The following is a 15,875-nucleotide window of genomic DNA, read 5'->3' on the forward strand; positions in this document are numbered from 1 at the left end:
TAGAACGAAAGAATTACACATGTTACTGTTCCATTTATAGGGATGGATTTAGAGGAAGTAAAAGCCTGTTCAAAAACATTTAATGGTTTCTTGCAATATCTTTTAGGGTGCGTTGATCCAGGGGAGGATTAACCGCCTTTTTTGTTGAATTCTTATTGAACAAACGAAGCAGGATAGTGGAACAAACATAAAAAGTAATGGAGTTGAAAAGGTTGGAAATAGAATTAGATAACGCTATTGATTTACGGAAAAGTGGGAGTCATAAAGAATCTAACGAATTACTTATGAAACTGGTACAGAAGTACCCTGAAAATGCTTCGATTAACTACCAGTGTGCTTGGAGTTATGATTTATTAGGAGAAGAATGCAAAGCAGTTCCCTTTTACGAAACTGCAATCAAATTAGGGTTGGCTCCAAATGAACTGGAAGGAGCTTTTATAGGATTAGGTAGTACATATAGAACATTGGGGGAATATGAAAAGTCTAAAAAGACATTTCAAAAGGGAATTGAAACTTTTCCAAACAATAGAGCAATTCAAGCATTCTATTCGATGACCTTGTATAATTTAAACGAGCATAATAAAGCGATGGAGCTGTTACTGAAATGCTTAATAAATACAACAACAGACGATAAAATCTTAAGTTATAAAAAGGCGATTGATTTCTATTCGGATAAATTAGATGAAGTTTGGAAATAGTTTGTGAAAAGATGTACTTAAACTATCGGGTGCTTATCTTCAATAAGAAGACCAGCTAGACTGCTAATCAGCAGTCTATTTATTTGTACATAAAATTGTCGAAAAATATTGAAAAAACTTACTTGCTTCAATGAAGAAAGTAAGTTACTCTTTAATTAGTAAATTATGGAGATGGATTACATGAATGGACTTAGGAAAGGCAGTAAGGATCTAATCAAAGAAATTAACCGTTCCATAGTAATTAATTTAATAAGGAAGTCAGGCAGAATCAGCAGGTCTGATGTTTCTAAGATTACCAAGATGAGTTTATCGACAATCACTTACATTGTTGACGAACTAATGGCCGTTGATCTGGTAAGGGAAGTTGGTGTTGCGACATCCACTGGGGGTAGAAGGCCTGTACTGCTGGAGTTTAATGCGGATTATGGCTATACGGTTGGTGTGAAGATCGAAGAGAAAAGAGTTCTATTCGCTTTAACCAATTTAAATGCTGACATTATGAAATTAGTAGAAAAGAAGTTTAACAGATTTGATAATATCCAGGATGTTGTATCGATGATTGCTGATGAAATTAAGGAGCTTTTACAAAGTGCTGATAAGCCAATGGAACAACTTATAGGTATTGGAATCGCAGCTTCCGGATTAATTAACCGCCAGGAAGGGACAATAGTTAGATCATCAATGCTGGGATGGGAGAACGTTCCTTTATGTCAATTGTTAAGCCAGCAACTGAACAATATTCCTGTATTCATTGATAAAAATGTCAACGCTTACACAATGGCTGAATTATGGTATGGAGAAGGAAAAGAGCTATCAAACTTCGCCTGTATCTCTGTTGGTGCCGGATTAGGTATGTCCCTCGTGGTCGATAAGAAAATTTATTACGGAGAATCCGGGGGGGCTGGTGAGTTTGGCCATACGGTAATGAAAATTGGCGGGTATCCATGTCACTGCGGACAAAAAGGTTGCCTTGAAATGTATGCATCTGAATTCTTTCTATTTAACCGTGGCAGTGAGATAAAAGAAAGCTATCCTGAAACAATCATTGAAGATTTTTCATTTGAAGAAGTATCTACTGCAGCAGAAAAAGGTGATGTTCTTGCAATTGAATTGATGAAATCATTTGGTGAAAACCTGGGATACGGCATACTAAATGCAATTAACGCACTTAATCCCCATACAATTTTGCTTATTGGAGAAGGGATGAAATACAAGCACTTATTCCTGGATGCCGCTGTAGATATTGCAAGGGTGAACTTTTTTTCAGCCGCAAATATCCAAACAGAAATAAGGCCAACAGAACTCGGAGATGATTCATGGCTAAAAGGGGCAGCCTTACTCGCAATCACTCATTTGTTTCAGGCTCCAATCTATGAAGAATCTAAATCTATATTAAATTGAGGTGAGAACATGGTTGGTATGACAAAGAAAAAGACAGCCTTTTGGGTAACTGTGTTCCTTTTGCCCAATTTAATCGGTTTTTTGACTTTTATCGTTTTCCCGCTTTTATCATCATTAGCCATCAGCTTTACGAACTGGGACCTAATATCCACTATGGAATTCGTCGGAATTGATAATTACAAACAGCTAATGGTGGATAAAGAATTTTGGGCAGCGTTTACCCATACGATAACTTTCATTATTGGATATTTACCCTTAGTAATGATTTTCGGATTAGCATGTGCTTTGCTGCTTAATAGAAAAGTAAAATTAAGAGCATTCTTCAGAGCAGCGTATTTTTTACCAGTAGTGACATCGTGGGTTGCCGTATCTCTTGTATGGAAATGGCTGTTCAACCCTAGTTACGGATTAATAAATTACTTCTTATCATTTGTTGGTATTGAGGGGCTTAATTGGCTCCAAGATGAAAGTCTAGCAATGCCAGCTATCATCATCACAAGTGTCTGGAAAGACATTGGATTTGTTATGGTACTATTCTTAGGCGGCCTACAAAATATTTCTACCTCCTACTACGAAGCCGCAGATATCGATGGGGCAAATTCCTGGAAGAAATTCTGGAATATCACCCTCCCGCTTTTGACACCTACGACATTTTTTGTAACCATCATTTCTTTGATTAACTCATTCCAAGTTTTTGACCAGGTCATGATCATGACTGAAGGCGGTCCTGGCGGCGCAACCAATGTGCTAGTTCAAAACATATACAATCATGCTTTCCGGTATTTTGAAATGGGCTACGCTTCCGCAATGTCATGGATTTTATTCATCGTCATATTTGTGATTACTTTGATCCAGATGAAAATGCAGAAAAGGTGGGCGGATTGAACATGGAAATGAATACGGTTACAAAACAATCAACTGTCCTTCAGAACGACTATCAACTTACAAGTCTTAGGATATTTAAAAAAGGTTTACTGTACATCGTTTTGATCTTAGGTGCAATTGCAATGCTGCTTCCTTTTCTATGGATGATTTCTACTTCATTAAAGAATCAAGGAGCAACAATGGTCTTTCCACCACAGTTTATCCCTGATCATGCAACCTTTCAAAACTATAAGGATGTGACTGGGGCGTTCCCAATGCTTCACTTTTTGGGAAACTCCTTGTTAGTGGCGGTTCTTACTACTTTAGGCCAACTGCTTTTATGTTCTATGGCAGCTTATGCGTTTGCCAGGATGCAATTTTGGGGCAGGGATAAACTCTTCCTATTATACCTGGCCACTATGATGGTTCCAGCGCAGGTCACCATGATACCTCAGTTTATTTTAATGAAAAACTTTGGCTGGCTTGATACATACCAGGCATTAATCGTCCCTGGATTGTTTAGTGTTTTTGGAACCTTTTTGTTAAGGCAGGCATTCTTGTCGATTCCGAAAGAACTTGAAGAGGCTGCATTCATGGATGGTGCCAACCATTTTTCAATATTCTGGCGAGTAATCATGCCGTTATCTAAACCAACACTCGCGACGTTAGGCATCTTTTCATTCATGCAGTCTTGGAACAATTACTTATGGCCACTTATTGTAATTAATGATAAAAGTTTTGCTACTTTGCCGTTAGGATTATCTCTTCTGCAAGGGAGGTGGGAAACGAATTGGAACATGATGATGGCAGGTGTGGTCATTAGTGTTTTGCCAATACTTGCAGTCTATCTATTTGCGCAGAAGTACTTTATTCAAGGAATGACAATGAGTGGAATGAAAGAATAATAAGGGGGAATTAAGATGACTCACAAAAGGCTTATTTCGGCTATTGTTCTACTATTTATGCTTACTTTTACTGTGTTGGCAGGATGTTCTGATTCGGAAAAAAGCTCTGGAGACAGCAAAGATGAAAAGGTAACAATCAATTACTTTACCTTTTCACCAGGTACTGACCATGAAAAAGACCTACAGGACATGATCAGTGCTTTTGAAAAGCAAAATCCAAATGTAAAAGTAGATTATGAGATTGCTGCTTATGATGATTATTTTACAAAGCTGCAAACCATGATTGCTGGCGGAAAAGCACCGGATGTATTCGAGCTTAACTATGAAAACTTCGTTAGTTATGCCTCGAAGGGAGCTTTAGCGGACCTGTCTAAATACATTGAAGAAGATAAGGACTTTGATCCATCTAAATTAAATCAAGAAGCATATAAAGCTTATCAATACGAAGGAAAGCAATATGGAATGGTGGAAAGCTTCTCAAACGTTGTTACTTTCTACAATAAAGACTTGTTTGATAAAGCGAAAGTAGATTATCCAACTGCAGAATGGACATGGGAAGATGAATTGGCAGCAGCACAAAAACTCACAAACAAGGGTGAAAAGATCTGGGGTACTTATTCACCGATTCAGTTCCATGAATTCTATAAAGTTATTGCTCAGAATGGCGGATCTGTATTCAATGAAGACAAATCAGAAGTAACCATCGATAGCCCTGAAAATGCAGAAGCTCTTCAATATATGGTTGATAAGGTGAACAAATATAAAGTTACTCCTTCTGTAGGTGATCTATCTGGCCAGTCACCAGAAGATTTGTTTAAGAACGGTCAAATCGGAATCTTGCATACTGGAATCTGGATGCTATCCGCTTTCAAAGATGTACCATTCAAATGGGATATTGCACTTGAAGCAGGCAATACACAAAAGGCTCATCACTTCTTCGCAAATGGATTAGCAGTTTCAAAGGACTCAGATGCTCAAAACGCTGCTTATAAATTTGCACGCTTCATGAGCGCTAGTGACGAAGCGGCAGAAATTCGAATTGCAAGTTCATGGGAACTTCCAGCAATCACGAATGAAGATATCTTAAAGCCTTATCTGGAACAAACTCCTCCAGAAAGCAGGGAAGTTATTTTTGAAGCAATGGATACGCTTGTTTTACCTCCAGTAATTGAAGATTGGAGTAAAATGAGTGACCTGATCACAAAGGAACTAGAAAATGTGGTGAATGGTAAAAAGAGCCCTGAAGAAGCGTTGAAAGTTATGCAGGGAGAATTAGAGAAGCTGAAGTAATCAAATCTGGAGAAGGATATCGAGGCATCCTCATATCCTTCTCTTCTAACATAAGGGGAGAGACATATGGATTCAAAAGCAATGTTCAGCAAGCTGCTTAAAGCTCATGTATACCAGTTAAATAATGATTATCCATCCTCGGAAAGAATTCTTCTTAACCATAAACCTCAACTCGATAAAGACAGCATATACCTTATTGCTACCTGGTTATGGAATGTGCAGAACCATTTAAAAGAAATAAATAGTGAGAGTTTGAAAGCAGTTAATGTTCAACCTTACTTAACGTTTCTCCAGGATAATTGGAGAAAACCTTTTGAACGTATCTGGGGAGACGGCAAGAAAGATATTTATGTTTCGAACATTGCAATGGTATATGCGGCATTAACTCAATCCAAAAATTATCTCCAGCAATATGAACTCCAAAAAACAATCACGGAAATCAGAGATTTTGTCTTTGACTTTCTACTTTCTGGGGGGATGTTGCTTGATGCAGTGAATGAACGGCAAATTTCTTTGGATATGCTTACTGCAGTTATGCCATATGGATTGTTTTCTCCGGAAGACTTAATTGTGGTAGAAGCAGTTGGTCAAATTGAAAGGCAGTTAGTGAATAATACAGGGGTACTAAAAACGATTGAAGGTAAGAAAAAATCTTCTTCAGCAACCGCACTATTGTCTTTGTATTTTTTGGAAAAGGGCAACTATGAAAAAGCAAATACCTATTTAAATTTGGCAAAAGGGTTAATTGAAAAAGAGTCAACAGAGGAATCCGAGCTTGGAAAAGTGATTATTGAAATGATAGACCACTATAAGGTTGATTCAATAGAAGAGTACAAAATAGTACATACACCCTTTGGCAATCATAACATTTACGAACCGCAGCTTACAGAACGCAGTCCACATAATCCGACTACCGAAGAACCTATAACAGTAGCTTGCCAGGTATGGCCTGAAGGCGAAGTAGATTCAGTTTTATTAACTTTAAAGTCAACTAGCGGTGAAACAGTAAAGAAAAATGAGTTGACTCGAAAATATCTTGAGGATAAAAAAGTATACATTTGGACTGGAATTATCGAGCCTCAGACCAAGCAGGAGGAATTCAGTTATCAATTCTCTGCTTTTCAAGCCGAGAACCTTAAGGTGCAATCAGAGTGGTTTCCAATCACCCCTCTAAAACGCCGGGTACTAAATGAATTCCGCTTATTTGAAAAGGCTGAGAGTGAAGTAGTCTTGTTAGCGAAAGATGAGGATGGTTTTTCATTACAAATCAATTTGGGCTTCAATGAAGACCAGTTTTATATCAATATTGATTCTAATATTAATCAAGAATTTCTCCAGGCAGAATATGAAGCTTTTACCCTTAGATCCATGAACCAAGAATTTACTATTGACCTGCAGATAGATCCATTTTTTATTTGCATAAAAGATGCCAACAAAACACTTTTAAAATCACATGATTTCCTTTCCTTTATTGAATGTACGACTGATGAAAATCAGTTTATAAGAGACTTAAGGCTTAATTTGCATACACCGATGAACGAAAGCTTTTATGGATTCGGAGAGAGATATAACGCTGTTGAGCAGCGAGGGAATATCATTGATTGCTATGTTTATAACCAGTATCGAGACCAAGGTACAAGGACTTATATACCTGTTCCTTTTTACATCAGTTCAATGGGATATGGCTTGGTGGTTAATACCAACAGGTACACCCATTTTGACATCGCTCACTCATTGAAGGATGCCATGTCTATTAAGATAAGGATGTCAGAAAAAGAACAAAGCACCTTTATTACCGCATTCTTTGGAACACCAAAAGAAGTGATTGAAACCTTTACTTCGAAAACTGGCAAACCAGTATTACCACCCGTTTGGGCATTTGGACCCTGGATGTCGAGCAATAACTGGGACAGGGACAGTCTGACCCGTTCAGAAGTTGAGAAAACAAATGAATATCAGATACCAGCAACTGTTCTAGTCCTGGAACAGTGGAGTGATGAAGCCACTTATTACATGTTCAATGATGCCCAATATGATGTGAAAGTTAATGGAGAAAGTCATTCCTACAACGAAATTGAGTTTCCTGAATGGGGACGATGGCCGGATCCGAAGGGATTGTTTGAATACCTGCATGATAACGGGTTGAAAGTTCTTCTGTGGCAGATTCCGATTAAAAAATACTTAAACAGGCAAACGCATCCACAAAAAGATGCGGATGAAAAATATATGCTGAAAAATGGATATGTTGTCAAAAAGAAAGACGGATCTCCATACAGGATGCCTGAAGGTTGGTTTAAAGAAAGTCTATTGATGGACTTTTCAAATGAAGTAGCCAAAGAATGGTGGTTTAGCAAACGGAAGTATTTGCTAGAAATTGGAGTAGATGGCTTCAAAACAGATGGTGGGGAGTTTGTGTTCGGAGACGAATTGCTATTTGCTGATGGGAAAACCGGCGACGAAATGCGTAACTTGTATCCAAATGATTATATAGAGGCGTACTACCAATTCGCTAATGACTTTAAAAGCGGAGATTCAATGACCTTTAGCCGTGCGGGATATATGGGAGCTCAAAACTTCCCGGCACATTGGGCAGGGGATGAAAGATCGACTTTTGACGCCTTTAAGCGATCTTTGGCTGCAGGTATCACTTCTGGGATGTCAGGAATTCCATTTTGGGGCTGGGATTTAGCGGGATTCAACGGTGATATTCCAACGGCCGAATTGTTTGTCAGATCTGCAGCTATGGCAGCCTTTTGCCCAATCATGCAATATCACGCTGAAAGCAAAGGTGAGTTTAATCAGGACCGCACTCCATGGAATATTGCAGAGAGAACCAATCAATACGTTGCAATTGAGGGATATAGATTTTATGCCAATGTCCGAATGAACCTGCTCCCTTACATTTGGAACGAAGCAAGAAAAACTAGTGAAACAGGTATTCCATTAATGCGCTCCTTATTTATGGAGAACCCTGAAGATCAACGAGGTGAAGGAGTATTCGACCAATATTATTTTGGATCTTCTTTATTGGTTGCTCCTGTAACAGAAGAAGGTGCAACTTCAAGAAAAGTTTATTTCCCTGAAGGGAATTGGTTTGATTTCTGGAACGGAAAAAGAATTATTGGTCCTGCCTATGAATTGATTGATTCACCACTTGACCATATTCCTGTTTACGTAAAAGAAGGGTCCGTAATTTTAACGAATGTGGATCAAACGCTTCAATTAGGTTCTTGGGTTTCCAATGATATTACCAGTTATGTCAGACCATTATTGAGGGTTTATTTGAAGGATGGATTATCAGAAAGAATCAATGACCACTTGAATAATCAGTGGAGTGTTGACGTCATAGAAGAATCGGATAGATGGAGGATTTCAGTAAGTGGACCAACAGAAGAATTTGATGTTTATCTTCCTGATGAAGCTAACTCAGAAGGAAAAGCTGTTTTTGTAAACGGAAAGAAAAAAGCTTGAGTACATGGAGGAATGAATGTGTTAGATACAACTAGTTTTGCTGTCCTTCCATCCCAGGAAAAGATCGAAGGCGAGCCTAAATTACATGTTGGGTCAGTCAAATCTTTCTCGTGGAAAGATCATATGCTAACAGGGACAAATGAGCATGGTGAGTTTTTGATTTATTTTGCAGAAAAAAAGATTCCTAGGATCATCATAAATCCATTTGGAGAAGTAGAATCGGGGTCGAGCATTGCTGTTTCACTTAAGCAAGTGCCTCATGAGGCATCGTTTCAGGAATCGTATGACCAATTAATGATCACCTGTGATTCGGTAAAAGTTGAGGTAACCAAAGATCCTTTTACAATAAAGATATCGAAAGATCAAAGAACAGTTTTTCAGTCGGGGAGCCCGGCAGCTTTTTATAAAAACAGTGGTGAAGTATTTTTTGATTCACTGATGGAAGCTGAAGATGCCTTTTATGGGTTTGGAGAAAAGACCGGCTTCCTCAATAAGAGAGGTTCGAAACTGTCGATGTGGAATACGGACGTTTATGCACCACACAATAAGGACACGGTCGAACTGTACCAATCCATTCCGTATTTTACTGTTCACAACAAGCAAAGATCATATGGACTTTTCTTTGACAATACGTTTAAAACCGAATTTGATACCCAGACCTATTCAAATAAATTTAGGATGAGTGCCAATGGTGGCCAAATCGACTTCTACCTTTTTGTTGGTGGGGATTTAAAGGAAATCACCACCCTTTACACTGAACTGACAGGAAAAATGAGTCTTCCTCCCAAATGGGCGGTTGGATATCATCAGTCCCGCTATAGCTATCGGTCAGAAGAAGAGGTCCTGGAAGTCGCAAATCGTTTCAAAAAAGAAGGAATCCCTTTGGATTGTATATTTTTCGATATCCATTACATGAGAGATTATCGAGTATTTACCTTTGATAAGGATCATTTTCCTCAACCTGATAATCTAATCTCTACTCTATTAAATGAAGGGATCAAGGTTGTGCCAATTGTAGATCCAGGAGTGAAAAAGGATGGTCAGTATCCGGTATACACAGAAGGGGTAAAGAAAGGCCTGTTTTGTAAGTATCTTGATGGGCAGATATATCATGGGGATGTCTGGCCTGGGACGAGTGCATTTCCTGACTTCATGAATTCTGACGCTAGGAATTGGTGGGGAAGTTTGCATCAATTCTATACCAACCTCGGCATTGAGGGAATTTGGAATGATATGAACGAACCATCTGTCTTTAATGAAAGCAAGACCATGGATCTTGATGTGATGCATGATGTGGATGGAGAACTGAAATCGCATTTGGAGATGCACAACACCTACGGACTTTACATGAGCAAAGCAACTGCCGAAGGACTTTCTGAGCTTCTTCCCAATAAACGTCCTTTCGTTTTGACTCGTGCTGGTTATGCGGGTATCCAAAGGTATGCCACCGTCTGGACGGGGGATAACCGAAGTCACTGGGAGCATCTTGAAATGTCATTGCCGATGATCATGAATCTTGGCATATCAGGGGTTGCTTTTACTGGAGCGGATGTTGGCGGTTTCTCTTCTGACTGTACACCTGAATTGTTGATCAGGTGGACGCAGGTCGGGGCTTTCATGCCTTATTTCAGGAATCATAGTGTACAGGACAGTATCCGACAGGAGCCATGGGTTTTTGGTAAAGACACAACTGAAATAGTCAAAAAATACATCAAACTGAGATATAAGTGGCTTCCTTATCTATATTCCCTATTCCATGAGTCATCCCAAACGGGAGTCCCAATCGTTCGTCCTCTTGTGATGGAATATCCTGAGGATGAAAATACATTTAATATCAGTGATCAGTTCCTTTTAGGAAGCAATGTCATGATCGCACCTATTTTACGGCCTGGTAAGACCCATCGGTCCATCTATCTTCCTAAGGGAGCTTGGTATGATTACTGGACTAAAGAATCATATCAAGGTGGAAAGTATGTCTTAATTGAAGCAGTGTTAGATAAGCTCCCAATCTTTATTAAAGAAGGAACCATTCTTCCTATTGGATCAGAGGTTCAAAACACAACTGAAAATCAAATCCTTGAGATTGAAGTTTATGCTGGTGATAAAGGGAAGTTCAGTTTGTATGAAGATGATGGAAGTTCCCTTGGCTATAAAGATGGTCAATATTCCATCACAAATTTCCAAACTGAAATGAATGACGGTTATCTGAGAGTTAATGTAAATATAAGCGGAGATAAGCAGTGGAAAAGCCAAGTAAAAAGGATGAAGGTTTATGGCTACTCGGGAGACGTTAGGGTTGAGAATTTATCTGAAGTAAGGGAGCCGGAGAAATGGAAAATCGAGATACTGTAGTGGAAAAGGTAAAGAATGACCAACAATGGTGGAAAAAAAGTATAGTATATCAAATCTATCCTAGAAGTTTTTATGATTCCAATGGGGATGGTATTGGGGATCTGCAAGGGATTATCCAAAAGTTGGATTACTTAAAGGAGCTCGGCGTGGATGTGATCTGGCTAAGTCCTATCTATGATTCTCCAAATGACGATAATGGTTATGACATAAGGGATTACTACCAAATAATGAAGGAATTTGGAACGATGGAGGATGTGGATCATCTTCTTGATGCTGCTCATCAGCGAGGAATGAAAATCATCTTGGATTTAGTAGTGAATCATACTTCTGACGAACACTCCTGGTTTGTAGAATCGAAGAAAGGCCTGGATAATCCGTATCGAGACTATTATGTTTGGAAGCCAGGAAAAAAAGGAAAAGAGCCGAACAATTGGGGATCGATTTTTAGTGGGCCGGCCTGGGATTATGAAGAAAATACAAATGAATATTATCTGCATCTTTTTTCAAAAAAACAGCCTGATTTGAACTGGGAAAATCCAGCTCTGAGGAATGAAATTTACACTATGATGAAATTTTGGCTTGATAAAGGCATAGACGGTTTTCGTATGGACGTCATTAACTTTATTTCTAAGGTCCCTGGTCTTCCGGATGGGGAGGTTAAAGAAGGTGCTATATATGGGGATGGAGGTCCATACTTCGTAAATGGACCAAAGATTCATGAATACTTGAGAGAGATGAATGAAAAAGTTCTATCTCACTACGATATTTTGACTGTTGGGGAGATGCCGGGAGCGAGTACTTCAGATGCGGTTATGTACACAAATCCTGAAAATAAGGAAATTAACATGATTTTTACCTTTGAACACATGGGTTTAGATAGTGGTCCTACTGAAAAATGGGATCTTAAACCTTTGAGCCTGGTTGATTTAAAGGAGAATCTGGCAAAGTGGCAGACTGAATTGCATGGCACAGGTTGGAATAGCTTGTATTGGAATAACCATGACCAGCCAAGGATTGTTTCCCGGTTTGGTGATGACCAGGAGTACCGAGTGGAATCTGCCAAAATGCTTGCGACTTGCCTTCACATGATGCAGGGGACACCTTATATTTATCAGGGTGAAGAGATCGGAATGACAAATGTTAAGTTTGAATCGATAGAACAATATCAAGACGTCGAGACAATAAATATGTTCAAAGAAAAACGTTCTCTTGGTGTTCCAACAGAAGATATCATGAACTCGATTTATGTAAAAGGCAGGGACAACGCCCGGACTCCTATGCAGTGGAACGAACAAATTCATAGCGGGTTCACGAAAGGAACTCCATGGATCGAAGTAAATCCACGCTATAAAGAAGTTAATGTAGAAGCCGCTTTAGCAGATAAAGAGTCTATTTTTTATCATTATAAACATTTAATTGCTCTTAGAAAGAAATTAGATGTTATCACAACCGGTGACTTCAATCTATTACTTGAGGATCATCCAAAGATTTTTGCATATGAGCGAAGAAGTGAGAATGAAAAGGTTGTTGTGTTATGTAACTTCAGCAGCGAGGAGATTTTCCTTGAGGGAGAAGCATTATTAACTGAAATTACTAATGCGGAATTAATCGTACAAAATTATAAAGAAGTAGAACTAGGCAAATTAAGGGCATATGAAACAGTGGTCTATTATCAAAAGGACAATCAATAATGAAAAAAGCCGTCAAACCAATTGGTTTGACGGCTTTTTTAGTAAGTGGAGAATAGGGGGCTCGAACCCCTGACCTCAACGCTGCCAGCGTTGCGCTCTCCCAGCTGAGCTAATCCCCCGTATCTGAATAGATAAGGTACAAGAAAGATTATATAACCATCTCGCTGGACATGCAAGACAAAATTTTATGTAAAAATAAAAAAGCCGCAATTCAGCGGCTTTCCTCCTACAAACCTTCAATTTCAACCCTGTTGATCCCTTCAATATCCGACACCGTTTCATACACATCCGTCGTCTTTCTGCGGAAGTCCACGGTTACAATCAATTGCACCAGCTGATTTCCCTCTGCAAGATCCTTAATACGGACATTTTTTAAGGCGATTTTTTCCTCTTTGATCCTGGTAATAATATCGGCTATGCTTTCCCGGCTATTGACATTAAACTGCAGCCGGATCTCTTTTTCCCTTAATTGTCTTGGACCTATGAAAGTCATCAGGAACGGTATGAATTCCACACTCACAATGAGTAGAGCAACACCAGCAATGGCTTCCCAGTAAAACCCGGCGCCAACCGTGATGCCAATTCCAGCGGCACCCCAAATCATCGCTGCCGTGGTCAGACCTGAAATTGTGTCATTCCCTCTTCGTAAAATAACTCCGGCACCTAGGAAACCTATCCCTGAGACGATTTGCGCTGCCAAACGGAGCGGGTCCATCGTGATATTCACATCTTCATCCCCAGGGAACATATAAGCCGACTCACTTGATACAATCGTTAAAAGACAGCTGACGATCGATATAACAAGGCTTGTTTTAAGTCCTACCGGTTTTCTTTTAATCTCCCGTTCGAGCCCAATCACCAGGCCCAGGAATGCGGAAATCCCCAACTTTAGCAATATTTCCATATCAATTGAATAGAACATATCGTTTCTCCTGCCCCTAAATAAGATGTATTTACTTTCCCTAAAAATCACAGACTAAACTTTTTATAAAAAATAAAATTTAATTCAAGATAAAAGTTCGAATTCATTGTAAAATACATTTAATTCACATTGTGTAACTTAAAGGAGAATAGAAATGCAGTCACCTAAAGTAAATCCTTATATGGCGGTAGCAATCGGCGTCGTGGCAGTCTCAACTTCTGCGATCCTGGTCAAGGTCTCATCCGCGCCGTCCGGAGTCATAGCTTTTTACCGATTATTTTTTTCAGTACTATTAATGCTGCCGGTATTTCTTATAAAGTATGTTTCGGAACTTCGTCTTATTACGAAACGGGATTGGGTATTCACCGGAATAGCCGGGATATTTCTGGCCTTCCATTTTATCCTCTGGTTTGAATCACTAAACTATACCTCGGTAGCAAGCTCAACTGTGCTGGTCACTCTTCAGCCTCTATTTGCATTCGTGGGTGCTTATCTGTTCTTTAAAGAGCGTGTTTCAGCTAAAGCGATTTTAAGCGGTGTGATTGCGATTGGCGGCAGCGTCATCATCAGCTGGGGTGATTTTAAAATCAGCGGAAGTGCACTGTTTGGGGACTTTTTGGCGATTGTAGCCTGTGCATTGGTAACCGTATACCTTTTATTTGGCCAAACAGTCAGAAAAAGGATGTCTTTAATAACCTATACCTTTATCGTCTATAGCATCAGTTCAATTACATTGTTCTTCTATGTAATAGCTGTTGGTGACTCGTTCTATCCATATCCTACGAGCGATTGGGTCTACTTTATCCTCCTCGCGCTGATCCCAACTTTGCTTGGCCACACATTGTTTAACTGGTCTATAAAATGGATTAGCGCCTCAGTTATTTCGATGGCGATACTTTTTGAACCAGTTGGCGCAACCGTACTTGCGTTCTATCTGCTCGGTGAAAAAGTCATTTGGACTCAGATTATCGGAGGACTAGTTGTTATCGTAGGCATAACTTTGTTTTTAGTAGATGAAAGAAAAATGAAGCTGAAAAATCAAGCCGAAATCAAATCAATATCGGGGTAGGGGATGTATGTGCAGATCAGAAAGGCTACAAAAGATGATGCAAGCGGAATTGCCAGGGTTCACGTCAGAAGCTGGCAAGAAACTTATCAGGGGATTATAAGCCAGGATTACTTGGATACTTTAAAGGTGGAGGACCGGAAACCTTTATGGGAAAAAAGCTTATCAGAAAGTGCTAATATCTCTCCTGTTTTTGTCGCTATTAATCCAGAAGGGGAAATAGTAGGCTTTGCATCCTTTGGAAAAGAAAGATCAGGGAATTTTAAAGCCGATGGAGAATTGTACGCGATCTATATCCTTAAAGAGTATCAAAGAGGAAAACTGGGCCTGAGGCTGCTGCAAGCCGGTGTGGATGATTTGCTGAATCAAAATTACGAATCCATCCTCGTGTGGGTGTTAGCCGATAATGAAAGCCGGAAATTTTATGAAAGCCTTCAGCCGCAAAAAGCTGGGGAGGAAGTTGTGAAAATTGCAGGCAGAGAATATGTCGAAGTAGCTTATATGTGGAGAGATTTACAACTGCTGCGCCAGGCTGCTAGAGAAAAACTGTAAGAGTATAGATGCAAAACCTTAAGGTGTAAACAAAAAAATCCCCTTCATAGAGGGGATTTTTTAAATATTTTTAAATGAATAGGTAAGTGAACCTTGAAAATAATAATGCACAGACAGAGCTTAAAATAAGAGTTCCTCCGTGTACCTTTCCTTCAGTGTTTGCAATTTTAATGGCTTCAATATAGGCCATGCTAAATAAAAGGATTGCCATTAATAATGATAGATATAGTGCAATTGATTGCAGCAAGTAGGATCACCTCTGTAAAATAGTTTGTCCAACGCATTATATGAGGACTTGTAAGAAATTATTATTAAAAACATTAAATAAGAAGAAACTCGGAAAACCTGAAAAGAATGATCTTATTGTGAAAAATTCTTTTAAAATTATATTGCAAACATATTTTATCCATGGTATATTTAATCTCGCTTCAGGAAAACAACGTTGAATTGAAAATCAAACATCGGTTTTTACCAAAAAGAAAAACAAAAAACGATGTTGACAATAACAAATCAGCGTGTTATATTAATAAAGTCGCTTCTGGGCGACGGACTGAACAACTTGTTCTTTGAAAACTAAACAAACAAGCGTCAACAAACAATAAATGATCATGTTTCTTCTATAAGAACATGAGCCAACGTTTTAACTTATGAGCTAACTCATTA

The 15,875-nt window shown here is 39.0% G+C and carries 11 protein-coding genes and 1 tRNA gene; 10 read left to right on the top strand and 2 right to left on the bottom strand.

Translation table 11 applies throughout. The features are described from left to right. The first annotated feature begins 197 nt into the window (after positions 1-197). From J7E37_RS21735 to J7E37_RS21770, 8 genes are all read left to right on the top strand, one after another. Positions 198-698 carry a tetratricopeptide repeat protein gene (locus J7E37_RS21735; protein WP_483297229.1) on the top strand — a complete coding sequence of 167 codons (501 nt, stop codon included), beginning with the start codon at positions 198-200 and terminating at the stop codon, positions 696-698. 180 nt (positions 699-878) lie between these two features. Beyond that, a complete protein-coding gene (locus J7E37_RS21740) occupies positions 879-2,099 on the top strand; it encodes an ROK family protein (protein WP_215027193.1) in 1,221 nt (406 codons plus the stop codon). A 9-nt stretch (positions 2,100-2,108) separates the two neighbouring features. Next, positions 2,109-2,984, top strand: a complete 876-nt coding sequence (locus J7E37_RS21745) for a carbohydrate ABC transporter permease (protein ID WP_215027196.1) — start codon at positions 2,109-2,111, stop codon at positions 2,982-2,984. A gap of 122 nt (positions 2,985-3,106) precedes the next feature. Continuing rightward, on the top strand, positions 3,107-3,868 hold the full coding sequence (locus J7E37_RS21750; protein ID WP_251009825.1) for a carbohydrate ABC transporter permease: 762 nt from the start codon (positions 3,107-3,109) through the stop codon (positions 3,866-3,868). A gap of 15 nt (positions 3,869-3,883) precedes the next feature. Then, positions 3,884-5,158 carry an ABC transporter substrate-binding protein gene (locus tag J7E37_RS21755; protein ID WP_251009823.1) on the top strand — a complete coding sequence of 425 codons (1,275 nt, stop codon included), beginning with the start codon at positions 3,884-3,886 and terminating at the stop codon, positions 5,156-5,158. 66 nt (positions 5,159-5,224) lie between these two features. After that, positions 5,225-8,629: a glycoside hydrolase family 31 protein gene (locus tag J7E37_RS21760; protein WP_215027199.1), complete on the top strand. Its 3,405-nt coding sequence runs from the start codon at positions 5,225-5,227 to the stop codon at positions 8,627-8,629. Between the two features lie 18 nt (positions 8,630-8,647). Beyond that, entirely contained in the window at positions 8,648-10,981 is a 2,334-nt protein-coding gene (locus J7E37_RS21765) for a glycoside hydrolase family 31 protein (protein ID WP_353050063.1), read from the top strand. Continuing rightward, positions 10,960-12,672, top strand: coding sequence for a glycoside hydrolase family 13 protein (locus J7E37_RS21770; RefSeq protein WP_215027205.1), 1,713 nt, complete (start codon positions 10,960-10,962; stop codon positions 12,670-12,672). Before J7E37_RS21765 ends, J7E37_RS21770 begins: the two co-directional genes overlap by 22 nt. Positions 12,673-12,718: 46 nt before the next feature. Here the strand turns inward: J7E37_RS21770 and J7E37_RS21775 are convergent. Together J7E37_RS21775 and J7E37_RS21780 are read right to left on the bottom strand one after the other, a co-directional pair. Further along, positions 12,719-12,791 (bottom strand) — tRNA-Ala (locus J7E37_RS21775). Between the two features lie 107 nt (positions 12,792-12,898). Continuing rightward, positions 12,899-13,594 (bottom strand): MgtC/SapB family protein, encoded by a 696-nt coding sequence (locus tag J7E37_RS21780; protein ID WP_214781893.1) that lies wholly within the window; start codon positions 13,592-13,594, stop codon positions 12,899-12,901. Positions 13,595-13,748: 154 nt separating this feature from the next. On the opposite strand from J7E37_RS21780, the gene J7E37_RS21785 reads away from it, so the two are divergent. Continuing rightward, positions 13,749-14,663, top strand: coding sequence for a DMT family transporter (locus J7E37_RS21785; RefSeq protein ID WP_214781891.1), 915 nt, complete (start codon positions 13,749-13,751; stop codon positions 14,661-14,663). 9 nt (positions 14,664-14,672) lie between these two features. Then, positions 14,673-15,212: a GNAT family N-acetyltransferase gene (locus J7E37_RS21790; RefSeq protein ID WP_215027209.1), complete on the top strand. Its 540-nt coding sequence runs from the start codon at positions 14,673-14,675 to the stop codon at positions 15,210-15,212. The last annotated feature ends 663 nt before the right edge of the window (positions 15,213-15,875 follow it).

The sequence above is a fragment of the Bacillus sp. ISL-39 genome, assembly GCF_018613295.1.
Lineage (GTDB): Bacteria > Bacillota > Bacilli > Bacillales > Cytobacillaceae > Mesobacillus.